The 23,122-nt window shown below is 43.2% G+C and carries 21 protein-coding genes and 1 tRNA gene; 7 read left to right on the forward strand and 15 right to left on the reverse strand.

Features of this window, described 5'->3' with window-relative positions:
• Positions 1–467: 467 nt before the first annotated feature.
• Positions 468–1,118 carry an isoprenoid biosynthesis glyoxalase ElbB gene (elbB, locus tag CAG58_RS03345; RefSeq protein ID WP_161425397.1) on the reverse strand — a complete coding sequence of 217 codons (651 nt, stop codon included), beginning with the start codon at positions 1,116–1,118 and terminating at the stop codon, positions 468–470.
• 94 nt (positions 1,119–1,212) lie between these two features.
• On the opposite strand from elbB, the gene yjjG reads away from it, so the two are divergent.
• Positions 1,213–1,887, forward strand: coding sequence for a pyrimidine 5'-nucleotidase (gene yjjG, locus CAG58_RS03350; RefSeq protein ID WP_004396500.1), 675 nt, complete (start codon positions 1,213–1,215; stop codon positions 1,885–1,887).
• 53 nt (positions 1,888–1,940) lie between these two features.
• Here yjjG and rnk read toward each other — a convergent pair whose 3' ends face one another.
• Entirely contained in the window at positions 1,941–2,351 is a 411-nt protein-coding gene (gene rnk / locus CAG58_RS03355) for a nucleoside diphosphate kinase regulator (RefSeq protein ID WP_004396497.1), read from the reverse strand.
• A 240-nt stretch (positions 2,352–2,591) separates the two neighbouring features.
• Here rnk and phnR point away from each other — a divergent pair, with 240 nt between their 5' ends.
• On the forward strand, positions 2,592–3,311 hold the full coding sequence (gene phnR / locus CAG58_RS03360; protein ID WP_161425398.1) for a phosphonate utilization transcriptional regulator PhnR: 720 nt from the start codon (positions 2,592–2,594) through the stop codon (positions 3,309–3,311).
• Between the two features lie 88 nt (positions 3,312–3,399).
• Here the strand turns inward: phnR and CAG58_RS03365 are convergent, their stop codons facing one another.
• Positions 3,400–4,188, reverse strand: a complete 789-nt coding sequence (locus CAG58_RS03365; RefSeq protein WP_154171113.1) for a siderophore-interacting protein — start codon at positions 4,186–4,188, stop codon at positions 3,400–3,402.
• Positions 4,189–4,358: 170 nt separating this feature from the next.
• Between CAG58_RS03365 and CAG58_RS03370 the strand changes: the two genes are divergently transcribed.
• Together CAG58_RS03370 and CAG58_RS03375 are read left to right on the forward strand one after the other, a co-directional pair.
• Positions 4,359–4,886, forward strand: a complete 528-nt coding sequence (locus tag CAG58_RS03370) for an NUDIX hydrolase (RefSeq protein WP_004396491.1) — start codon at positions 4,359–4,361, stop codon at positions 4,884–4,886.
• Between the two features lie 127 nt (positions 4,887–5,013).
• Positions 5,014–5,517, forward strand: coding sequence for an RNA-binding S4 domain-containing protein (locus tag CAG58_RS03375; RefSeq protein WP_161425399.1), 504 nt, complete (start codon positions 5,014–5,016; stop codon positions 5,515–5,517).
• A 39-nt stretch (positions 5,518–5,556) separates the two neighbouring features.
• Here the strand turns inward: CAG58_RS03375 and CAG58_RS03380 are convergent, their stop codons facing one another.
• Positions 5,557–5,745, reverse strand: a complete 189-nt coding sequence (locus CAG58_RS03380; RefSeq protein ID WP_004396488.1) for a hypothetical protein — start codon at positions 5,743–5,745, stop codon at positions 5,557–5,559.
• Between the two features lie 117 nt (positions 5,746–5,862).
• Here CAG58_RS03380 and CAG58_RS03385 point away from each other — a divergent pair, with 117 nt between their 5' ends.
• Positions 5,863–6,300: a TM2 domain-containing protein gene (locus tag CAG58_RS03385; protein WP_154171112.1), complete on the forward strand. Its 438-nt coding sequence runs from the start codon at positions 5,863–5,865 to the stop codon at positions 6,298–6,300.
• A gap of 76 nt (positions 6,301–6,376) precedes the next feature.
• On the opposite strand, the gene CAG58_RS03390 is transcribed toward CAG58_RS03385, so the two are convergent.
• Positions 6,377–7,609: an L-lactate MFS transporter gene (locus CAG58_RS03390; RefSeq protein WP_161425400.1), complete on the reverse strand. Its 1,233-nt coding sequence runs from the start codon at positions 7,607–7,609 to the stop codon at positions 6,377–6,379.
• A gap of 396 nt (positions 7,610–8,005) precedes the next feature.
• On the opposite strand from CAG58_RS03390, the gene CAG58_RS03395 reads away from it, so the two are divergent.
• A tRNA-Gly gene (locus CAG58_RS03395) sits at positions 8,006–8,080 on the forward strand.
• Between the two features lie 199 nt (positions 8,081–8,279).
• Here CAG58_RS03395 and CAG58_RS03400 read toward each other — a convergent pair.
• The 4 genes from CAG58_RS03400 to clcA all read right to left on the reverse strand — a co-directional run bounded on the left by CAG58_RS03400 (position 8,280) and on the right by clcA (position 14,659).
• Complete coding sequence (locus CAG58_RS03400; RefSeq protein WP_161429779.1) at positions 8,280–10,889, reverse strand: EAL domain-containing protein; 2,610 nt, start codon at positions 10,887–10,889, stop codon at positions 8,280–8,282.
• Positions 10,890–11,092: 203 nt separating this feature from the next.
• On the reverse strand, positions 11,093–12,043 hold the full coding sequence (locus tag CAG58_RS03405; protein WP_158145045.1) for a tripartite tricarboxylate transporter substrate binding protein: 951 nt from the start codon (positions 12,041–12,043) through the stop codon (positions 11,093–11,095).
• Between the two features lie 145 nt (positions 12,044–12,188).
• Positions 12,189–13,145, reverse strand: coding sequence for a TDT family transporter (locus CAG58_RS03410; RefSeq protein ID WP_004396481.1), 957 nt, complete (start codon positions 13,143–13,145; stop codon positions 12,189–12,191).
• 116 nt (positions 13,146–13,261) lie between these two features.
• Positions 13,262–14,659, reverse strand: coding sequence for a H(+)/Cl(-) exchange transporter ClcA (gene clcA / locus CAG58_RS03415; RefSeq protein WP_154171106.1), 1,398 nt, complete (start codon positions 14,657–14,659; stop codon positions 13,262–13,264).
• 471 nt (positions 14,660–15,130) lie between these two features.
• Here clcA and CAG58_RS03420 point away from each other — a divergent pair, with 471 nt between their 5' ends.
• On the forward strand, positions 15,131–16,114 hold the full coding sequence (locus CAG58_RS03420; protein ID WP_158137302.1) for a CobW family GTP-binding protein: 984 nt from the start codon (positions 15,131–15,133) through the stop codon (positions 16,112–16,114).
• A gap of 73 nt (positions 16,115–16,187) precedes the next feature.
• Here the strand turns inward: CAG58_RS03420 and CAG58_RS03425 are convergent, their stop codons facing one another.
• The 6 genes from CAG58_RS03425 to ylqF all read right to left on the reverse strand — a co-directional run bounded on the left by CAG58_RS03425 (position 16,188) and on the right by ylqF (position 23,014).
• Positions 16,188–16,892 (reverse strand): ABC transporter ATP-binding protein, encoded by a 705-nt coding sequence (locus tag CAG58_RS03425; protein ID WP_004396460.1) that lies wholly within the window; start codon positions 16,890–16,892, stop codon positions 16,188–16,190.
• Positions 16,885–18,165: an ABC transporter permease gene (locus CAG58_RS03430; RefSeq protein WP_004396458.1), complete on the reverse strand. Its 1,281-nt coding sequence runs from the start codon at positions 18,163–18,165 to the stop codon at positions 16,885–16,887. The genes CAG58_RS03425 and CAG58_RS03430 overlap by 8 nt, the downstream gene beginning before the upstream one ends.
• A 1-nt stretch (position 18,166) precedes the next feature.
• Entirely contained in the window at positions 18,167–19,384 is a 1,218-nt protein-coding gene (locus CAG58_RS03435) for an ABC transporter permease (protein ID WP_161426603.1), read from the reverse strand.
• Positions 19,384–20,655, reverse strand: coding sequence for a TolC family protein (locus CAG58_RS03440; RefSeq protein WP_161426602.1), 1,272 nt, complete (start codon positions 20,653–20,655; stop codon positions 19,384–19,386). The genes CAG58_RS03435 and CAG58_RS03440 overlap by 1 nt, the downstream gene beginning before the upstream one ends.
• A complete protein-coding gene (locus tag CAG58_RS03445) occupies positions 20,645–21,772 on the reverse strand; it encodes an efflux RND transporter periplasmic adaptor subunit (RefSeq protein ID WP_161426601.1) in 1,128 nt (375 codons plus the stop codon). The genes CAG58_RS03440 and CAG58_RS03445 overlap by 11 nt, the downstream gene beginning before the upstream one ends.
• Before the next feature lie 297 nt (positions 21,773–22,069).
• The gene (ylqF, locus tag CAG58_RS03450; protein ID WP_154171102.1) at positions 22,070–23,014 is read right to left on the reverse strand and encodes a ribosome biogenesis GTPase YlqF; all 945 of its coding nucleotides are present in this window, start codon (positions 23,012–23,014) and stop codon (positions 22,070–22,072) included.
• Between the last annotated feature and the right edge of the window lie 108 nt (positions 23,015–23,122).

Here is a 23,122-nt window from a genome sequence, read left to right on the forward strand (position 1 = left end):
ATTATGTGTTGTTGATCCGTAGGCTCAGAGAGTCTAATTAATGTGTAATAAATATAATAGCTCAAATTATTGCTTACTATTTATATACCCAAACCACTTGGAGTTGCAGGAAGGCAGCAAGTGAGTGAGTCCCCATGAGCATAGGCAGACTATGTGATTGAGGTGAACGAACGTAGCCAACACCGCTGCAGCTTCAAGTAGAAAGGGGGGGAGCTGCTGTAGGTTTGTCTACGTCCGTATACCAAATGATAGTGAGAGATATCCTCGCTCTCACCAACTATCAATCTACGGTGGTGAGCATTTACACCAGACAAATTTGTCACTGGCGCTGCATATTGCTAAAAATCAGAGTAGTTTCGATATACAGTCAAATCAGCAATAAAAAATACCGCCGAAAAGGGATATCTTCAGCGGTATATCAAGCATAGTAATTTAATGTTATTAGTCTCGAATAAAAGTGACTCGCTTTAGGCCAACTGAATTAAACGTTTAATTAATCGATCAATGCCGAGTGCTGCTTGTGATAGATTTTCGGCCAGCATATAAGCTGGAGTCGAGAGAACGTTATGACGTTGATCGTAAACATAATCATCAACGGGACAATTCACGTGTTCTCCGCCCATTTGATTAAATGCATTGGCCGTTTGTTGGTCATGGCCAATGGTGCCTTCTACTCCGGTTGGATAAATAAGCGGGATGAGTGCAGGAGAGATGCATAAATAACCGGCGGGTTTACCACTTTGAGCAAAGGCATGGCAGACCTTAGCGACTTGCTCATTGAGCGTGCAGTTGGCTCCTTTGGTTGCAAAATCGCTGAGGTTTTTGGCGACGCCGAATCCACCTGGGAGCAGTAATGCATCAAAATCTTGAACATTGAGCTCCGCAATATCTTGTACTTTACCACGAGTCAATCTTGCTGATTCAACCAGTACGTTCCGAGTTTCAGACATGATCTCACCAGTGAGATGGTTAACTACTTGCGTTTGCTCAACATTCGGTGCAAAACAGGCCCATTGCGCACCTTGTTTTTCAATCGCATAAAGGGCAAGTACCGACTCATGAATTTCAGCGCCATCGAAAACCCCGCATCCACTTAATATCACAGCAATCTTTTTCATCACTCTGCTCCTTAATCAGTTAACGGATCTAATATGAGATTAACATCTTATTAAAAACAATCTACACTTGCTCAGCAAATTTGAGGAGTAAATGATGAAGTACGATTGGATTTTGTTTGATGCGGATGAAACCTTATTCCATTTTGATTCTTTTAAAGGAATGCAGTTGATGTTCTCCCGTAAAGGCGTGGATTTCACTGAGCAAGATTTTATGGAATATCAAGAGGTTAATAAGCCTTTATGGGTGGACTACCAAAATGGTGATATTACGGCAGAACAGCTAAAGCACACGCGATTCGAACTCTGGGCAACAAAATTGGATACCACGCCGGCTGAATTAAATAGCGCATTTTTGACCGCGATGGCGGACATCTGTACTTTGTTACCAGGGGCCCGAGAATTATTGGAGGCATTACGTGGTAAAGCAAAGCTTGGCATCATCACGAATGGATTTACCGAGCTACAAGATGTTCGATTAACCAAAACCGGCATGAAGCACTATTTCGAGCATATCGTGATTTCAGAACAGATTGGTATTGCTAAACCGGATGCGGGCATTTTTGCCTATGCCATGGAAATGATGGGCCACCCAGCTAAGGAAAAAGTATTAATGGTGGGGGATAATCCACACTCTGATATTTTAGGTGGATTGAACTTTGGACTTGAGACATGCTGGTTGAATACTCATCAACATCCAAAACCAAGTGGTATCGACGCGCACTATGAAGTGGCTTCATTACACGAATTAAAAACGATTTTGCTGGCTTAATTGGGGTAGGTAAAACCTGATGCAAAGTTAGCCTTTGCATCAGGTCAAAGCGTTTAGCGGTTATATTCGCCGTTGCGCTCAGGTTGATCGATAATATCGATGATTTCGATGGTCCGCTCAACGCCATTTGGCATTGGCCAAGTCAGTTGTTGGCCTTTAGAAAGTCCAAGTAGTGCGCTACCAACGGGAGCGAAGATAGAAATATCATCATTACCCTTCACATCATGAGGGTACACCAAGGTTTTTTGCATCACATCGTCGCTGCCTTGAAACTTAAATTTTACGGTAGAGTTCATAGTGACGACATCCGCAGGGATCTCTTCCGGGTTTAAAACAGTGGCTCTGTCGAGTTCATTTTCTAGACGTTCTAATTCTTTAGACAACTTAGGTAGTTTGTCCATCAGTGCGCTAATTCGATCCATATCCAGAGTGGACACGATAATCGCGTTATTATTGTTTGGCATTTTATTTTCTCCAAAAAGAAATACCGCCCTGAACGTATCAGGGCGGCATAGAAACTGATTTAATGGTACCGCTTGGCACCTATTGTGTTATAGAACATAAACCGAATGGAGAGAAAATACAATCTATATGCCCATAGTTTTACATTTTTGCGCTACTATCGACATGTCAGGTATGGTTAGACTCTACATTTAGCGCGGTCGATATGCATATCAGCACTATCATTTCAATCAAGGACTATCGTGCAGTATTTAGCGATTAAAGACATTATCATCGAACAGATAAGCTCTGGTCAGTTATCCGCCAGACAAAAACTGCCTTCGGAACGTAAGCTGGCTGAATCATTCTCAACCACAAGGGTAACGTTGCGTGAGGCACTCTCTTTACTTGAAGCCGAGGGGCGGATTTATCGAGAAGATCGCCGTGGTTGGTTTATTTCTCCTTCGCCACTGCGTTATGACCCAACGCAAAATCTAACGTTTGAACAATTGGCAAAAACTCAGCAACGTGTTCCAACGGTTCAATTGCTCACGGCTAAAAGTAGTTTAGCCAATCCGCAGGCCAGTCGTTTATTGCAGCTCAAGCCTTTTTCAGAAGTGTATCATCTTGAGCGTGTCCGTTGCTTAGAGCAGAGGCCTGTTGCTTTTGTGACCAATTATCTAAGCCCAGAGCGTTTTCCGAATTTACTGACTTTAGAGTTAAGCCAATCACTGACCTTGCTTTATCAGCAACACTTTTTTACCGAGTGTGCAACGATACGCTATCGTATTACCAGTCGATCTCTGTTGGGGGAGATGGCACAAGCGTTGCGTACAACGCAAGGAACGCCAGCGATGGTTATTGAGCGAGTGAGGTATGATGCACAAGGTAGATTAATCGATACGGAGATAAGTTATTGGCGTCACGATGCCATTGTGATTGAATCTTTGTTGACGATGCAGGAACCATGCTACGACGATTAAAAATGATAAAACGCGACGGGATATAAGTAGAGTATCAAGCCGCGTTTTAATTAAGCCTAAACCAATGATAGGCAGAAGTCAGTTAGCCTCAACTATTGGCTTCTGCGTCTTCTCGTTTTAGCACTTTATGTCCATCTTCCGTCACGCCATTTTTCCAATAGCTGCTGATGTATATATGATCGCGTTCCACTTGCTTGTCATTGCGAAAATATTGACGAAGTTCACGCATTGATTCAAATTCACAAGCACACCAAACGGTGCAAAGTCCCGCCAACCAAGGTTGAGCTTTTACTGTCTGAGTTAGTGTTTCCCCCTGAACAGTATGAGCCCAGATGATTTTGACTCCTGGTGGAGCAACTAAAGGTTGTTGATCGTCAGGATGAGAAATTTCAATTACGGCATAGCCTTGAGTTTTTGGGTCTAAGCTCGTTAGTGTTGTTGCTAGAGCAGGAAGTGCTGTCATATCAGCAGCTAGACAGACCCAGTCGGCTGCCCAATTCGGGCCCTGGCTTTTACCTGGTCCGGCGATGAATACTTCATCTCCCACTTTTGCGTTTTCTGCCCAGCGAGCGGCAAAGCCACAGGATAGATCCTCGGTAATATGTCGGACGAAATCGACCGTCATTTGATTGCTATGAGGGTTGAATTCACGAATCGTATAAGTGCGTAAAATCGGTCGCTCGGTTGGGGTTAAACTCGAGAGATCAGGATCACCTTGTGGGGTAAAAACCAATTTAAAGTAGCCGCCAACACTTTGTTCACCAAAATGGGCAATCGTGTCGCCTTGTAGCGTAATACGTTGAATGTTCGGAGAAAGACGCTTGGTCTCGGTGACTGTAACCCGATAGAAGTCACGTTGTTTTTCTTGAGTTGCCATATTTATTCATCAAAGTAGGGAATCATTTTCTCTATTACCTTAGCGGTAAATGAATCATTCGGCAATGATAATCGTTGTCGTTTCTATCTATTCAGAAAAACACAGAGCGAGTCTCACGCCGCGTTAAGGATCATGATAAAATCGGTCATTAAGAAATAATAAGGTAGTTTATGAAACATTTACACACCGCGACGCATCCCGAGGTGACGGAACTCAGTCAACACACTATTGTCCAACGCCAAGCTGCACGAGCGATCGTTACCGATGGCGATGATATTTTGCTGCTCTATACTGAGCGTTATCATGATTACACCTTACCTGGTGGGGGCATTGATGAGCATGAAGATATTATTCAAGGCTTAGTCCGTGAGCTCGAAGAGGAGACGGGTGCTAACAATATTCACCATATTCAACCTTATGGTATTTATGAAGAATTTCGTCCTTGGTATCGAGATGATGCGGATGTGATGCATATGATCTCCTACTGTTATACTTGTAAAGCTGATCGTCAGTTAGGTGATACTCGTTTTGAAGATTATGAAATAAAAAATGGCATGCGGCCGATGTGGGTGAATATCCATCAAGCGATTGCTCATAATGAGCAGACAATTGCCAGCAGTGATAAAAAAGGCATGAGCATTGAAAGAGAAACCTTTTTATTACGTTTAATTGCTAAAGAAATGGCGATGAAACCCTAAAATAAGTCATGATACCGCCTAATCGACAGTCTTGTTGGCTAAGATAGGTATGACAAGCCCTGTTTCTGGTCTTGTCTGTGAGTGTATTCGGTATACACTAGCGCGAAATATTGAATGAGAAATGATCATGAGTCAGAGTGTTGACGACCAGCAAGAAGTAGAAATTGAAGCGATTGGCGTAGAAGTCGATAATCAGCCGATTGAATTATACAAAGTACTCAAATTAGCGAATGCAGTGAGCGGTGGTGGAGAAGCGAAGCATGTCATCGCTGAAGGCTACGTTGCGGTGAATGGCGAACTAGAAGCGCGCAAACGTCGTAAATTGTACGATGGTGATTTGATTGAGTTCAATCAAGAATATTATCTGGTGATCTGTGATGCGCCAGTGACGGAAACGATTGAACGTCCATTAAGTGCAGAAAAAGCGCCAACTAAGAAAAAAGCCACGCCTTCGGCACCTAAAGCTAAAAATACGCAATCTAAGCTCACTCAGAGCTCAAACCGTCAAACTGACCAAAAGAAAGCAAAAAATAAGATTAAGAATAAGACAAGCAAAAAAGGTGTCGATACATCAGTCGTTGATGATCAACTGGATAACGAAAGTGGACGCAGTCGAATCCGCTTTTTTTAGTGTGATATAGCAAGGGAGCCAATGACTCCCTTGCGTTATTTATCGCCAATCATCGTCAATAAACGTTCTTCCTTCGAGTGCATAAGGGTCTTCATCGAAAGGATGCTCCATTTTCCCTCGAAGTTGCTCTAACTGTTTTTCAAGGTGGTTGACCGTTTGGAAATCACCTTCTGAACACGCAACATAAATTTGTTGCTCTAAAGCATCAATGTTATCTCTAATGTTCATCTCACACCTCCGGTTGTTTACGTGAGTTGGGAGTTACTGGCTATTCATGGTTAGTATATACCCTGTTTTGGGAATGTGCAGAGATGGCAACATTCATTATCTGAGGTATAAGTAAAAATGAAAGGCACTGTTATTGATTTCAATCAGTTCGACCACACTGGGCTTATTTCCGGTGAGGACGGTAATCGATATCCACTGACAATATACGAGTGGAAAGGCGAACAAGGACCAAAAATTGGTCTTACTGTTGATTTTTTTGTTCAGGATGGTCAAGCCACAGCGATTTATCCATTACCGAGTAGTAAATCATCGAAGAAAATTGTGGCCGCTTTACTGGCGTTTTTCTTCGGCTCGCTAGGGGTACATAAGTTTTACTTAGGGTATATCAAACAGGGGTTGATCATGTTGTTTGCCTTTCTGTTAGGCTTTTTGTTACTTGGTATCCCTTCAGCGATCATTGGGATTATCGCTTTTGTTGAGTTTCTTATTTATGTGACGAGGTCCGATGAAGAGTTCGAGCAGACCTATATTCTGAGTCGTAAACCTTGGTTTTAGAGTGTCCAAGTATATAAAAACGCGCTGCCTTTTTAGAGCAGCGCATTTTTTTAGGGGAAAATGTTGATCCGCAAGATTAAGCGGTTTTCAACTCTAATACTTCTGGGCGAGTAATGGGTTTGGTTACTAAAGCCAGCAAAATACACAGTGCCATCATCGCGGCTGAGATACTGTAAGCCAGCTGATAACCGCCACCATAGGTCATCGAGTAGCCGACCACGGCTGCGCCAATTGCGCCACCAATACCCCATGAGGTATAAAGAACGCCATAGTTGGTGCCGTAATTTTTCAAGCCATAAAATTCAGCAGTGATCGATGGGAAGACAGCAAGTAACGTACCGTAACCGACAGCGGCGATGGCAGTACCGATGATCAGTGTCCATTCAGAGTCAAATTGAGCAAACAACATCATATTGGCTCCTTGCAGTAAAAAGGCGATCAGTAGAGTTTTTACGCCGCCGATTTTGTCGGACAATACACCTGCAGCAATGCGCCCACCTGAGTTGAAAATCGCTAAAATAGAGGCAAGATAAACAGCATTAGGTAAGCTTGCTTGTACGCTGGCGATATTGGTTATATTACCAATAATCATTAAGCCGACCGATGCGGCTAAGGCATACATGACCCATAAGGCGTAAAACTGTGGAGTTCTTAGCATGGCTCGCCATGTCATATCATTATTGATAGAAACTTTTTTCGCTTGCTGACCAGCTTTTAATGTTGGTTCAGCGGGCACGTAATCACTTGGCGGATTATTGATGGTGCATGCTAACGGTACTGCAATGACCAGTACACCAATACCCAGTAAAATAAAGCTAGTTTGAATACCATAATGAGTGATCAGTGCTGAGGTTAAAGGAGCAAGATAAATAGCGGCTAAGCCAAATCCAGCAGCAATTAATCCATTAACCATCCCTTTCTTTGAAGGATGAAACCACTTCATGGCCGATGGTGATAGACAAGCATAACCAAAGCCAATGCCGGCACCAGTGATGATCCCAAAAGTGATATTGAGCATAGCAACCGATGAAACAAATCCGGAGGCAATCATGCCTAATCCGGTTAACGAGGTACCAAGAATAAGAATATTACGGGGTCCCATCTTATCTTGTAAGACACCAGCGATCAGCAATGAAACCGAGAAAGCGATAGTGGCAAGTGCATAAGGGGACGAAGCATCGGCTGCACTCCAGCCAAAATCATTGACGAGCGCTTTATTAAATACGCTCCAAGCATATAGGATGCCAAGACAAAGGTTGATACAAAAACCAGCTAGAAGAATACGTAGCGCTTTATCAATCTTGCTCATTAGTTGGGATACTCAAAGGTCAGTTCAGGAAAATGCCAACGGCATTAGTTAAAAATTAGTTTGCAATTATCAACACAAATCACAAAGCGCGCGGATTATAACCAATATCGGTGTGATTGGAATCACTTTTCACATTCGATTGAAGAAAATAATTGATAGTGGTTTAGTAGAAGCATGAACTATTTCTGTGGATGATGGAATAGGGCTGATTAGGCGAACAAAATTGACATTTCGGGAGAAAAAATGCCTCTCATTTGACCTGACAAGATTAAAACTTAACCCATTGATATTGATTTGTTTATTTTACAAGCAAACAAACTGAAATTCTTAAAAAAGGCTTTTCTTTTCTTATAACTGTGGCAATATACACCCCGTAAGCAAGCCAGACCAAACAAAGCGTGCGTCGTATAATGGCTATTACCTCAGCCTTCCAAGCTGATGATGCGGGTTCGATTCCCGCCGCACGCTCCAAGCTTACTAAAATCCGTCAGAAGTTATCAAATAAAGCGCTTAGATGCGCTGTTTTTTTGTCTTTATGTTTAATAAATGTTTTTCATCTCATAACCGTTTACCATTTGCAAGAAAGCCTCCAGTTTATCTTTGACGTCTGTCTACCCAGTATCCAAATCTATCAAAGCCGGTTTCTGATAATATTAACCACAGAGTTGCGTTAATTTGTTTTGGCTGTTGTCGGAATACCATCAGGATAATTAAATGGGAAGGCTTCGAGAGGGACAGGACGAGAAAATAAATAGCCTTGGAAATCCAAACAACCGTAGCTAGCGAGAGCCAGTCTTTGTTCTTGTGTTTCGACGCCTTCAGCAATCACCGCTAAGTTCATGCTTTTCGCCAATGAGACAATCGTACGAGCAATATCCGCATCATGACTATTGGTGAGTAAATCACGCACAAAAGATTTATCAATTTTGAGTTGATCTAAAGGTAATCGTTTTAAGTAGTTGAGTGATGAGTAACCCGTTCCGAAATCATCGAGAGAAAAACTCACCCCATATTTTTTTAGTTGCGACATTTTTGTGATGGTATCTTCAAGATCTTCATGAAGCATACTTTCTGTGAGTTCCAGCTTAAGACGAGCAGGATTCGCTCTATAACGTTGCAACGCTTCTAGAACTTGCTGAACAAAACCAGTTTGATGGAATTGCTTGGCACTGATATTAATGGCGAGAACCAGCGAGTCAGTGAGTGGTGAGTTTTGCCATACAGCAAGGACTTGGCAAGCTTGATCTAATACCCACTCGCCTAAAGGAAGAATTAACCCGGTTTCTTCAGCAATAGGAATAAACTCTATTGGTGAAATTGTCCCCTGTTTAGGATGTTGCCAACGAATAAGGGCTTCAGCGCCAGTAAGTTGACCATCATGGGTGACTTGTGGTTGATAGTATAAAGTGAATTCATTACGAGTTAAGGCGTGGCGAATATCATTAGCCATGGCTGCATGCTCTAACACTTTGGCTTGCATTTCTGGATTAAAGAATCGATGTGTATTGCGACCCGCTCCTTTAGCCTGGTACATGGCTAAGTCGGCATGCTTAAGTAATTCATCAATCCCTTTGGTCTCACCGAGGAAAAGGGTAACGCCGATACTTAATGTACTAAAATGTTCAACATTATCAATGTAATAAGGCTTGGATAATGTATCAAGAATCTTTCTGCACAATAAATCAGCACGTTTAGAGGCGATGTCTAAATCCGAATCCAGTTGTTCAAGAATAATCACAAACTCATCGCCACCGATTCGAGCAACGGTGTCCGTTCTACGTACACAATCAAGTAATCGTTGACTGACTAAGGTTAAAAATTTATCGCCAGTATCATGGCCTCGAGTATCATTTAAAGTTTTAAAATCATCCAAGTCTAAATATAAAATTGCACCGTACTGGCCATTTCTTTGGCTATTTAGTCGAGCTGATTCTAAGCGCTCCATTAATAATTGACGGTTAGGTAATCCAGTTAATTGGTCATAGAAGGCGAGCTGTTTTATTTTGCTTTCTGCGGCTTTACGTTGAGTGATATCAATTAACGTGATCACATAATTAATTATTTCATCTTCATGATCACTGATGACGGCAGTGATCATTGTCCACTGTAGATACTCTTCTCCATTTTTACGTTTATTAAAGATTTCACCTTGCCATGAACCTTGCGTTTTTAATTGCAATTCAAGTTCATCGTAAAATCTTTGATTATGACGACCCGAGCGAATGACTTTTATATGATGGCCTAGTACATCTTTTGGTTGGTAACCGGTAATATCAGTAAATGCTTGGTTCACTCTAAGAATGTGTTTTTTTTCATCGGTCACAACCATACCTTCGGCTGACTCAAATACCGTGGCGGCAATTTTTAGATTTTCCACCATATGCTGCATCGCATCTCCCACTTGATTGTATTCATATATTCCAGTAGGAGAAAATGATACTCTTAGTCCTTTTTGAATACCTTGAATATAGTCGGTCAATTGGCTTATCGCTCGGCTATGACTTAGATGTAAAAGCCAAGCGGCAAGAATCAGCAGCAGTAAAAAAACACCAGATAATAAAAAGAATGTTTGCCAATAATGTTCAGAAACAGAAGTAAATCTCTGCTTATCGATACCCATTTTTAAGTTTAAGGGATATGCTTTATTGTTAATGTTCAGGGTTGCATTTAATAGATATAGATTTTCATAAGCACGCATCTGTGATGAAGTTGTTTCTTCACTAGAATGTGCAGGAAGCGCGATACTTGGACTATGTTGAATCAGTCTTGCTTGCTGATAATGAATAGAAAGAGCATCTAAATCGGCCCGTTCAGCGAGAGTCTGAATAAAACTTCGGTTTTGACCAATCGCCAAACCAATAAACATATAGCCTCGTAATTGAATGCTTGCAGGGTCAAAAATTGGAGTCGCTTTCAGTAAGGCGGTTAAATTTGGACTATGCACTAATGCCCATTCACTTGTGTAATGTAGAGGAGAGCGTAGTGAATTTAACATTGGTTCAATATTGTATAAAGGGAGTCCTGCATCCATTAAAACCTTGCCCGAGGAATCGGTTAAAAAGAAAATATCAAGGTTTGCTCCTAATGCTGAATCTTGAAACATATAGATCATATCTTCAGCAATGTTATTAAACTCAAAGTTCTCACCAGTTAATGAAGTGAACACTTGATTAGATGCAGTCGTGTGTAAATAAACCTCTAATAAATCTAGACGATTTTCTATTAAACTTTGTACGGTTCTTTGTCGCTGCGCTAAACTATTTTCAATTTCTGAATGCAAACTGATTTCTGCAGTACGTATTGAATAAAACATGGAAATAAGAAGGGTAAACAAGCTTAGAAAACCAAATAGCAAAGTAATTCGGGTAGTGAATTTGAGTTCCCACCTATTTTTTTTGCTTTTTTTTCCTATTTCTGAGCTTGAAGGCATTAATGTGTCTCTCCGAAAATTTTATTATTTTATAATTCTAACTATTGCACTATTCATTGAGACTCTGCAATTAATTGTTTGTACTCTTTTACTTGGGCGTTGAATAATTCAATTAATGCGGATTCATTCATAAATATAACGGGCATTTTTATTGTCTCTTCTGTGACTTTTTTAAATCGTGCGTCTTGAGTCACTGATTGAAGCGCTTTGGCTAAAATATCGACTTGATAGTCAGGAGTATTAGCTGGAACGGTAATCACACGGATCGCATGCATACTTACGTCGTAACCGAGTTCTCTTAAGTTAGGTACTTGTGGATAATGGGCAAGCCTTTCATCCGCCAAACTGGCAAGGACTCGCATTAGTCCTGAGTCAGTATAAGCGCTATGTGTGCCGCCACTAAAGGCAAGGTCGGCATCCCCAGAAAGGATTAATGGAGCCATACCCGCTCCTCCGGTCGTTGGCATAATACGTAATGTAATGCCTTCACGCCGCATGATTCGATTGATCACGAATCGATCTTGAATGTTTTGCGACGCATAAACTAAGCCGGGATTAGCTTTGGCATAAGTAATAAACTCGCTCCATGTAGCAAATGGAGTATTAGGACCGGTGACTAAAGCAATTTGATCAAGAGTAATACCAGCCACGTATCGAAAACTGGTTAACTGGTAAGAAGCCGGAGTTGCTAGCGGTGCGAAGGTATAAGGCAGAGAAAGTCCAAATTGAAAGGTGTAGCCTTGATCGCGACTGTTTGCCAGCATGGCTGCCGCTGAAGCTCCTCCAGCACCAGGATGGTAAAGAATATTAACGGGTTGGCCGAGTTTTTCGGAAAGAACTTTCGCGAGGACTTGCCCTTGAATATCCGTACTGCCACCTTGATTAAAACCAATCAACATAGTCAGTGGCTGGGTAGGAAAGTTAGATTGAGCAAACGTTGGTACTGTTACTATCAATGTTAATAACAACAGTACTAGGTGAGCTAATTGTTTGGTTTGTCTCATTATCGTGCCACCTATTTTGTTGAATTATTCTAAGTTTAGGAGCGGTTTATGGTTCTGTCTATGGCAAGCGATCATGATAAATTATCAATGGTTAACGATGATGGTTTATTTGCCCATATTGAGTATCGACGTGGTCGGTGATGATTTACTTTACGATGACGGGAGGGGATGGCCAATACATTTTCCAGTACCCCCAAACAACCCAAGCGACGAGTCCTGTAGCGACAAGAAGTTCAAATAAACCAAACAGATGTAGCCAGTACCAGTGTGGGTAAAATTCTGAAAAATAATCGGTTAAACGATGCATCGCGATAGCGCTGATCACCGAAGGAAAAGTAAGCGCAGCAATTGAAGGTTGAAAGGCTAAACGCAATAGTCTGAAATAACAAAGATAAATTAATAGCGTCATGGTGATGGCAATACCCGCTAAAGCACCAGTGAGGATCGGATCCGGGGTAGCAAAATTGACCAGATAGGTGGCGAGAGTAAGGTTAATCGGCGCAGCCATGATCGCTAAGGTTGGACGTGCCCGTCTGGGCAGCATGCCTTCAAAGACTAAGCGATAGAGTACCACTGGTAACATCACAAAATAGATAGCAACACAGACACTGACCAGCGTTTCAGAAAAAACAGTATGGCCAAATTGTGTCCCAGCAAGAGAACTGCTAATCAGACCGACTGGGTAGAGAAACCAACTGGGAACAATATTGGAGATTTTAAAATTCAGGAGTTGAAAGCGAAAAAACAGGACCATCATGGTCATGTGCAACAGTAGGGCTAGAGCCCATATTGGATAAGCAATACTTGGAGAAATAACCGCTAAATAATCACATAAAATTAATAGTGCCATACTCATTGGAGCCATTAAACTGCCGTGTAGAGGATGACGGAGATCATTAATAAATGAAGAATAACTAGTGAGATATTTACCTAAAACGGGCAGTAATAATAAACTACCAAACAGCGCAAAGTAGGGATGGAAAAGAGCTCCCCAGGTTGGTGAGTAGAGTGTCCAAGCTTGACCTAAACCAATAATGCCCAATGCCAAGGCTGCTTGTGAAGCGGGTACGCTTTGTACATGCAGTAATTTTTTCCAGTGCAATGTTCACTCCATTGAGACACATAACGAGCCATAAAAACAGCGGCGATTCTAGCAAGTTATGTCTAACATGGGTAATCAATCACTAGATGATTATCACAAAATGATCACATTTATAGCTAATGACCATTGGGTAACTCCTGTTGGCGCAGTTTCTCTTTTTTGATGGTTCTGTGCAGCAGCTGGCTGTAAATAGGTTTGCCGCCTAAAAGCTGAGCAAAAATGACCGCGCCGAGACTGGTAATGATTAATGGTAAGATTAAATAGTAATTATTAGTCATTTCTATCACCAATAAAATACCAGTGATCGGTGCTCTAACCGTGGCAGCAAACAGAGCTCCCATGCCGGCGATCGCAAACATGCCTGGTTCGATATTGAGCTCTGGAAACCAGCTTTGAACAATTAAACCAAAGGCGTAGCCAAACAATGTCCCTAATGCCAACATGGGAGCAAAAATGCCACCGGGAGCACCAGAACCGAAGCAGAGTAGAGTCGTGACAATCCTTCCTAAAAACAATAACAGTAATATACCGGTCGTATACTCTCCCATCGCTACTGAGGGGATTAAGCCAATACCTCCACCGGTAAGTTCAGGGATGTAGAGCAGAGTTAAACCAAAGCATCCTCCAAGTAGTGAGCCAGTAAGAAGGTAACGATGACGGAGGTTATGGTGAATGCGAACAAAGAGGTCTTGACTCAAGGTGATCAGTTTATTGAAGAGCACGCCGAAAGCACCGAATAATATGCCAAGTAATAGGAAAAACAGTAGGGATCTCAATTCTGGGGCTTGATATTGGGGCAGAGTAATCACCGCGTGTTGGCCGTTGATCGTTCGGTAAACAATATTAGCCGAGACGGCAGCAATAATCACACTTCGTACAGAAATAAAGCTGTAGCGAAATTGTGGTCGCATTTCTTCCAATACGAACATAATACCCGCAAGAGGCGCATTAAACGCGGCGGCAAGACCGCCGGCAGCGCCAGCGGCAAGTAAAGAGTGTCGCGTATCATCGTTTTTTACTCGAAAAACATCAGATACCATTCGACCAACGGCACCGCCCATTTGTACGGTTGGACCTTCTCTTCCCAAAACCATACCTGAGCCAAGTGCGCCCATACCGCCGATAAATTTAACCGGTAAAACGCGCCACCAGCGAACTGGACGAATGTTATCCATTGCTCCTTCAATTTCTGGTATACCAGAGCCTGCGGCTTCAGGAGCGAATCGATGAACGAGGTAGTAGCCGATTAAGGCTAGTCCAGCGCTGATCAAAAAAGCGGCTAGCCAAAGAGGAACCAGTGAAGTAATCGAACCCACTAACCATTCGGTGCGTGACTCAGAGACGAAATGGACGGCAAGTTCGAAATACGTTGCGATCAGTCCGGCGAGTATCCCGACGATCATAGATAGAAATAGGATCGATAATGAAAGCTTATCGTTGGCAAGAAATTGGCTAAAGCTGTCTTTAGGTATTTTATTGAACAATCGATGAGAGAATTTCTCGCGGACAAGCATGTACACAACAGCCTTATAGAGGTAACAAAATGTAAATTATACTTAGCCAATCCTTTAACTGTAGTTTTAAAAATGAAATATTGAATTGGAAAAATAGCTATTGTATCGCCATTAATGATGATTTTTGAACAGGATCGCAAAGTCATATTTCAACCGAAAAAAAGACGATAAAAAAATGGTGTTTTTCTGAAAATGAGCGATAGTTAAGGCGTAAGGCAAACAGAGTATTTCAACAGGAGGAAACGCAAGCCTTACCTACAATTTGGATGGATTCAACCTACAATTCAAATAGCCTCGATTATGATCAGGTTGCAACTATAGCCTTCCTGATTCGCACAACTCACGATTGAGTTCCGAGGATTAAGGCGCGCTCATACAGTGCGCCTTTCGCTGTTTAGGCGCTTCTCCTCAGCTCGTTTCAGTCTACACCTCTTTGTTTTTTGTATATACTCCGCGAAAAGGAGTACCACGATGACAAAAAAAGTACCGACCAATATTATTACTGGCTTTCTTGGCGTTGGTAAAACGACCACGATTTTAAACTTATTGAAGCATAAACCGGCGGATGAAAAGTGGGCGGTGCTGGTTAATGAGTTTGGTGAGATAGGTATTGATGGCGCGATAATGTCCGAACAAGGGGCATTAATTAAAGAAGTCCCGGGTGGGTGTATGTGCTGTACGGCGGGTGTACCGATGTCTGTGGGGATTAATACCCTGTTAAGGCAGAAGCCCGATCGTTTATTGATCGAACCGACAGGCTTAGGGCACCCCAAGCAAGTTATCGCCACTTTAACCTCTGCCCAATATCAGCCTTATGTTGACCTCAAAGCGACCATTGCACTGGTTGACCCTCGTCATTTAAGTAATGATAAATATTTGATGAATCAAAACTTTAATGATCAATTAGCCAGTGCTGATGTGATTGTTGCCAATAAAGTTGACCAAGCAACGCCAACAGATGTTGAGATGTTCCAGACTTGGTTCGCCAGACAGCAACCAGCGAAAGCGGCTTATCAGTTAGTCAGTCAGGGCAATTTATCGCTCTCGATGCTTGATATGGAGCGTAGTGCGGAAAGTGCATCAAGCCATATCGAAGCTCATCACCATCATCATGCGCAATTAGAGCCACAGTTTGCTTTAGCCCCGGGACAAGCATTTCTACGTAAAGAAAATCGTGGTCAAGGCTACTACAGTTGTGGCTGGTTATTTGGTGCAGAATATCAGTTTGATTTTGATGAGCTGTTTTCGATGCTTAGCGCCTTAACCGCTGAACGGGTCAAAGGGGTTTTGAACACGACCAAAGGCTGTTATGCCTTTAATGCCAATAACGGGGTGTTATCGGTTAACGAGTTAACCCTACAAGGCTTTGAATCTCGTTTAGAAGTCATTGATTCACAATTGATGCCATGGGATCAGTTGGAGTCAATTTTATTGACCTTAGCCAACATCAAATGATGATTGATTCAGAAAGATAAGAAGGCCGTTTCTCAGCCTTCTTATCTTCTCTCTAGAGTAGTGAGTTTCAGCGTCATTCGCTTTGATGAACAGGCTTATCCGATAACACTTTACCATCCTTAATAGTAATGATCCGCCGAGTGCGCTGCGCCAGTGCCACATCATGAGTGACAATAATTAATGTTCGACCTGCTTGATGAAGCTGATTGAATAGCGTTTCGATCTCAGCACCCGATTTGGAATCCAGTGCCCCCGTGGGTTCATCGGCCAAAATGATTTGTGGATCATTGACCAACGCACGGGCAATGGCCACTCGCTGCTTTTGACCACCAGAGAGCTGATTCGGCTTATGATAACGACGATCGCCGAGGCCAACGCTGTCTAATAAATGCTCGGCACGCTGACGCCTCTCTTTTAGCGTTGTGCCGCTATACACCAGTGGCAGGGCGACATTATCAATCGCATTCGCATAATCAAGTAAATTAAAACTTTGAAAAACAAAACCAATTTTTTGATTTCTTATCTTGGCTAACTGGTGATTGGTTAACGATGATACCCGTTTATCTTCCAGTATATAGTCACCGCTGGTTGGTGTATCTAAACAGCCGAGAACATTCATTAGGGTTGATTTTCCTGAACCTGATGGACCAAGAATAGCAAGGTATTCGCCTTTATCGATATTCAGTGAGACATTATCCAGCGCTTTGACTTGTTCTTCACCACTTCGGTAATGTTTACAGATATTGGCGAGTTGCACGAGAGGAGATTGATCATTCACTTTGTAATGCCTCTAATGGAGTGATGTTTGCTGCGCGATTAGCGGGAAACCAAGCCGCAACGACGCCGATGATGACTAATGCCGTCATCACCAAAAATAGAATGGGCCACGACAGCTCTGGCTGGGGTTTTCCCAACTGTTCATAAAGAAAGTTACCTTGTAGTGGCAGGTGTTGGACTAAGCGTATAAGGCCGTAGGTGAAACTCAGTCCGACGATACCGCCCATCCCCATGGTTAGTATGGATTGAACTAAGTAATGAAGACGAATGTTGGCGCTGGTGGCGCCAACCGCCATTCTCACGCCAATATCTCGTGTAGCGCGTTTGACGGTCGCATACATCACATTGGCGATGCCAATGCCCGCGACACTCAGAGTAACAAGACCAATCACACCTAAAAAACTTTGCAGACCGAGTAAAAAGCGTTGCATACTTTTTTGTCTGAGTAGCATATCTTGGCTTTGAATTAACTGCTCATCACTCGGATCGGCAGAATATTTTCTGGCTAACACTTGTTTGATCACTTGAGCTAACTGTTCACGATCCGCTTGCGCAATGGGCTTGACGTTAATTGCGGCAATCGGTTGGTTGGGATGAAAACGTTGCCAAGTGCTCAAAGGGACAAACAATGCATAATCAATTGGTAGGCCTTGCTCTATCAGTGAAGCGTTGGATTTTATTACACCAATCACGGTAAAATCTTCATCACCGACTTTAACGATTTTGCCGACTGGATTGATGGTTAACACGGGCGATTGCAAAAAATCCTCGTCGCTCTCTTGATTGAATAGCTGGCTTGCAGTGGTATAACCCAGCACGATGACTTTACGTTGTTGCTGATTATCTAATTGATTAAACCAGCGTCCCCCGGGCATCATTTCTATTCCTGTCAGTTGAGCATAATCAGGACTAACCGCATACGGGGTTTGCCAACTGCTATTTTCCTGATAACGGACGGTTTTATCCCACACGGCGCTAATCTCAGCCTGTTGCACGCTCGGTAATGCACGAACCACATCGACATCTTGCGCTTGTAAGGATAAAGCTTGCCCAGTAAAGAAACGACCACTGTTGATACTAGCGTAGCCTGGTGTGATATAAATCAGTTGACCATTGCCGCTTTGCGAAGCACGGCTTAAGCCTTGTCTTAAGCCTTCACCGCTCGCTAACATCATACTGATGCACAGCGTACCCCAAGCAACAGCAAGAACGGTTAATAAAAGACGCTGTTTTTCTGCCAGCATTTCCTGAATAATTTGTCTGATTGGCAGCATGCTATCCTCTCGCACTTAAAGCTAAAACTGGCGTTAAATGTGCAGCGCGGCGAGCTGGAAAATAAGCGGCACATAACGCTAGACAGGCGGTGATAAGGAGCGATCCAACGATCGAAGCACTGGTGATGATCGGCGTACCCAACCAGTCAGGTAAACCAAGCTGATTCAGCGTGGCAATCGCCAAATACGAGAGCCCAACACCTATCGTGCAGCCGAGGGTAACCAATAACGTGCCTTCGAGTATAAATTGCCAGAGGATAATTTTTGGTGTCGCGCCAACGGCCAGTCGCACGCCAATCTCTCGCGTTCGCTCGGTTACCGACAAAAACATAATATTGGCAACACCCAAAGCGCCGACAGCGAGGGTCATCATCCCGCTGGCACCTAAAAACAGCTGAATACCGCGAAACAGGGCATTAATAAACTGAGCACCACTACTGAAGTCTGGCAAATAAACCGCTTCGCTGTCGGTTGGGTCATAATGCTGTTGCTTGGCAAAAAACGTTTGTATGGTATGACGTAAAGCTACGCCGGGAATATCCGCTTTGGGTTTTACTAACAAAGAATAGGGGTTACTTTGCCATAAATCAGTAAAGGTGGTGCTGGGAATCATTAGTTGATTGCTCTCATTATTTAACGACACTCCACCTTCTTTTTGCTCAGTGATACCAATAATAAAAAAGGGTACGCCATTCACCTTAACGCTATCGCCTAGCGCCAATTGACCGACTTGGGCTAATTGCCAACCGATGATCGCTACTCTCGCATGATTGAATACATCATTAGGGGTTATCGCACGTGAAGCTGGACGTAAGGTTAGGCTTTGTAAAGCAAAATAATGCTGATCAACTCCAGCGACATAACCTGGTAGTGAGCGTCCTTGAGCGTTGGTAACCGTAGCATCCCATTTTCCGTACATCACCGAAAGTTGTTCTATCGCTGGTTGTTTGGCTAAGGCATGCATTTGCTCCTTAGAGATCCGGATCGGTCGTTTGGCTGGAAGCCCTTGCCATGGCTTAGCGGTTTGACCGGGAAAAGCCATCTGAGTATCACTCATCAGTAACGCAAAGGATTGAGTATTCACTCGATAAAAACCTTCACCTAAAGCGACCAAAACCAGTACCGACAGCATTCCCCAGACAATGGCAATAATGGCTAATGTGCTGCGTAAGCGGTGAGCCAATAAGGTTTGGGTAACTTGCAGAAATAGGGTGTTCATTACTGCAGCACTCGTGCGATTAACGCGATATTCTCATCATCCAATTTGCCCACTGTTTTTAGCAAAGCAATACGATGATACCAGTAGTCGTACAGACGGGTTTGTAAGGTATGTTTGCTATTAAACAGCGCATTATGAGCGGTGATCACCTCAGAGGCTTCTGTCATACCGGCGTTATAGACCGCTTGTTTACTTTCCAGCGCGGTTTGTCGCGCCAACACTTGTTGCTGGGCAATTTCAATCCGTTGCCATTCCAATTGCAGTTGATGAAAGCGAGTTTGAATTTCTTGTTGAATGTCAATCTCGACTTTTCTCACCGCTTGCTTGTTGTTTAAGATAGTGAGTTGAGCGCGATCCACACTAGAACGTGTCGCTCCATTTAAATCGATAGGCACGCTGAGCGTCAGCCCTGCATTCAAATCACCATCACGACCTTGATCAGTACTTTGATAGGACACGCTACCTGATAGCGTCGGGTAATATTTGGCTTTAGCGGCGTCATGTGCAAATTGAGCCGCAGTTAACTCTTGTATGCTGGCTAACAAGGTCGGACTGTTGTCTTTGGCAAGCTTAATCCATTGTTGTTCAGTCGCAAAAGGTAAAGTGGGCTGCTCTGATACCTGCGTATTGATTTCATGGATTTTATCAACTGGCTGATTAATGAGTGCCGTTAACGCATATTGTTTGCTAGCAAGAGCCGATTGTGCGGCGAGTAAAGCTGCTTGTTCATCAACATGGTTAGCGCGCATATCTTCTAATTCTGTGGCGCGAATTTTACCGGCCAGATAGCGTTGCTCGGTTACATGTAGTAACTGTGCGCCTTCTCGCCATTTCTCTTGAGCAAGAGTGAGATCACCTTGGGCGCTGGCCAATTCAAGATAAGCGGTTAGTAGACGTGCGGCGAGGCTATTGTATTCCGCTTTTGCCCGCAGTTGCGTAGCGACATAGTGAGCTTGAGACTGATCAAGCGCAGACCAAGCAGAGCTATCCCAAAGGGTTTGACTTAATGTGGCGCCATAACCCCTTTGGTTGTCACCATCTTGGTTCCAACTGGTTTGCGCCGTGATATTCAGCGATGGGCGTAATACGCTAGTGGCAGTGGCAACGTCAGTTTGACTAATTTGTGATTGGATTTGCGCCTGCATGTAGGTTGGATCAGCGGTTTTTGCCGCTTGCCAAGCTTGTTCTAACGTAATAGCAAAAGCGGGCTGACTGATCGCAAGCGCTAATAATCCATAACGGGTAAAATTGATCAAGGCATTAGTTGGCATAAGAATGACCCAGCATACTGTTATCAACAATCGTTTGTTGGTTTTCAAGTCCAGAGATAATTTGCACATTGATGCCATCGGATAACCCTAATGTTACCGGCTGTGCAGTGAATCCATATTCTGAATCATCAGCAATTAAGACTTCGGCTTGGTTACCTTGAAAGCATAATGCGCGCTCCGGTACCGTCACCACATTCTCTACTTTCTCTAAGATGATATGAGCGGTGGCTGAAAAGCCGGAGCGAAGGGTGATATCCTCTGGAAAGTTGAGCTGGCTGATTTCGACTTCAAAGCCATTATCAAACCCCGTGTTATTGCTCGAACTGGTGTTATTGAGTTTTTCAGATTGCACAGCGACTTTGCTTAACACGCCCTCGATATTTAGGGTTGGAAAGGGGGCGAGTATCACAGTGACAGGCATGCCAACCGCGAGTTGTGCCGCATCGTGTTCACTGACGCTGCCTTTAAAAATCATATTCTTCATATCTGCAATCGACATCAGTTCGGTCGCGGCTTGGCTAGAGGCCGTAGAGATGATCGGCTCACCCACCTCTACTTTTAAATTTAAAATAGTGCCATCGATCGGAGCGGTAAGGGTTGAGGTTAATTTAGCATCACCAATTGAGGCCTCGCCGCTACGGATTAATTCTAAGTTTTGGCGTTTTTGTACCACATCGGCCAATTTTGATTTCAAATCGGCTTGAGCTTGAATGTAGTCGCCGTAGTTTTTAGGAATAATATTCTGTTTAACCAGACGTTCTAAATTGGTAACGTTTTGTTTTGCTGACTCTAAACTGGCTTCACTTTGCATTAACATCGTGGTTGCTTCGGTCAGTGCCTGCGGAGTTGGGTTAGGGGTGATTTTAATTAATGGTGTTCCCGCATTCACATGCGCACCAACATGGTGGAATATCTCACCAACAATACCTTCAATTTGCGATTTAATTGAGACTGAGTGAGCCGGAACGATTTGTCCCACAGCGATGGCTTGTTTTTCAATTTGGCCTAATTGTGCCGTTAAGGTCGGTAGTGATGCTTTGGGTTTTGATAAATGAGCGCTACCCCAGTAACCGCCAGCCATTAATACAATGGCGACTGCAATCCAGCGTTTGTTCATGTTAGGTTCCGTGAATGATATAAGAGCATGAGTGTATGATGATAAATTGGTGATTAGGTTCCGCAGATAATTATTGGGCGGTTGTTTATTAAAGAGAGGTGTTCATCTCAGATATTCGATAGCCTACTAATCATGATTGGATTTGTCACTCAGTGGTGTGTCTTGGAATGTACGTTTATGTATTGTGTACACAGGATGTTGAGAGTCGAAGTGTAGATGTATAAGAGGCAAGAACAAAAAAGTCACAACTTTAAGTGACGTTGTGACTTTTTAATGCAAGAAGTTCTGAAGTGAGTATTAGCGCTTATTACGTAGATAACGTTTACGGCGTTCTTCTTTAATTTTCGCTTTTTCTTCCGTTTTACGGATTTCTTCTTGTTCGACTTCGATTAACTCATTAGGGATCATGTCTGGGCGTTCTAACGTAATTTTACCCAGTACCCCTTGGCGAAGTTCATGCAAGAGAATTTCCGATGCTTTATGCAAATCCACTCGCCCACCAGCGCGAAGAGCACCCCGCTTTTGGCCAATGGCTTCCATCCATTCCACATCCGATTCAGGTGTGCCATCAACTTGATAGCGTGCAATAAGATTATCGGCATAATGTTTGGCAAGATACTCGACAGTATAAAAAGCCACATCCTCATATTCCATCGCGGTATCTTTAATCGCGCCAGTCGCAGCAAGACGAAATCCACTGTGAGGGTTTTCAACTTTAGGCCACAAAATACCAGGCGTATCAGACAGCACGACACCATTTTGTAAATTGATCCGTTGTTGACGACGTGTCACCGCCGGCTGGTTACCGGTTTGGGCTATCGCTCGACCAGCTAAGGTATTAATGATGGTCGATTTACCAACGTTGGGGATACCCATGATCATAGTGCGAACATTTTTGCCCACCTCTTCACGATGAGGGACCATCTTACGGCACAATTCTAAAATCCGATGGACTTCTTGAGGATTAGCGGTGGTGATGGCCATTGCTTTCACCCCTTGCTCTTGCTCTAAATGAGCAATCCACAACTCGGTCATTTCAGGATCGGCTAAATCACGCTTATTGAGTACTTTAATACAAGGTTTATCGCCGCGGAGCTGAGAAATCAGTGGGTTTTCACTACTGTAAGGAATACGCGCATCGAGCACCTCGATAATTACATCAATTTGCGGAATTGCTTCTTCAATCTCTTTACGAGCCTTGTGCATGTGGCCCGGAAACCATTGAATTTTATTGTTAACCATTGGAAATATTTCTCTTGATATGGTTTTACTGGCGGAGGCTGATGAAGGTTAATCATGTGTGACGAGTATGCCTTCAGTTAGGATTACACATTCACTTTCCGCACAAGT

This window comes from Vibrio sp. V31_P5A7T61 (genome assembly GCF_009904895.1).
GTDB lineage: Bacteria > Pseudomonadota > Gammaproteobacteria > Enterobacterales > Vibrionaceae > Vibrio > Vibrio metschnikovii.

Coding starts and splice junctions, on each gene's coding strand:
- CAG58_RS03385 (WP_154171112.1), top strand. CDS start 5,863: ATGAAAGGCACTGTTATTGATTTCAATCAGTTCGACCACACTGGGCTT.
- CAG58_RS03440 (WP_161426602.1), bottom strand. CDS start 20,655: ATGCCAACTAATGCCTTGATCAATTTTACCCGTTATGGATTATTAGCG.
- rnk (WP_004396497.1), bottom strand. CDS start 2,351: ATGCCAAACAATAATAACGCGATTATCGTGTCCACTCTGGATATGGAT.
- clcA (WP_154171106.1), bottom strand. CDS start 14,659: ATGCTTGTCCGCGAGAAATTCTCTCATCGATTGTTCAATAAAATACCT.
- CAG58_RS03375 (WP_161425399.1), top strand. CDS start 5,014: ATGAGTCAGAGTGTTGACGACCAGCAAGAAGTAGAAATTGAAGCGATT.
- CAG58_RS03405 (WP_158145045.1), bottom strand. CDS start 12,043: ATGAGACAAACCAAACAATTAGCTCACCTAGTACTGTTGTTATTAACA.
- CAG58_RS03365 (WP_154171113.1), bottom strand. CDS start 4,188: ATGGCAACTCAAGAAAAACAACGTGACTTCTATCGGGTTACAGTCACC.
- CAG58_RS03430 (WP_004396458.1), bottom strand. CDS start 18,165: ATGCTGCCAATCAGACAAATTATTCAGGAAATGCTGGCAGAAAAACAG.
- CAG58_RS03380 (WP_004396488.1), bottom strand. CDS start 5,745: ATGAACATTAGAGATAACATTGATGCTTTAGAGCAACAAATTTATGTT.
- CAG58_RS03370 (WP_004396491.1), top strand. CDS start 4,359: ATGAAACATTTACACACCGCGACGCATCCCGAGGTGACGGAACTCAGT.
- ylqF (WP_154171102.1), bottom strand. CDS start 23,014: ATGGTTAACAATAAAATTCAATGGTTTCCGGGCCACATGCACAAGGCT.
- CAG58_RS03435 (WP_161426603.1), bottom strand. CDS start 19,384: ATGAACACCCTATTTCTGCAAGTTACCCAAACCTTATTGGCTCACCGC.
- yjjG (WP_004396500.1), top strand. CDS start 1,213: ATGAAGTACGATTGGATTTTGTTTGATGCGGATGAAACCTTATTCCAT.
- CAG58_RS03420 (WP_158137302.1), top strand. CDS start 15,131: ATGACAAAAAAAGTACCGACCAATATTATTACTGGCTTTCTTGGCGTT.
- CAG58_RS03390 (WP_161425400.1), bottom strand. CDS start 7,609: ATGAGCAAGATTGATAAAGCGCTACGTATTCTTCTAGCTGGTTTTTGT.
- elbB (WP_161425397.1), bottom strand. CDS start 1,118: ATGAAAAAGATTGCTGTGATATTAAGTGGATGCGGGGTTTTCGATGGC.
- CAG58_RS03445 (WP_161426601.1), bottom strand. CDS start 21,772: ATGAACAAACGCTGGATTGCAGTCGCCATTGTATTAATGGCTGGCGGT.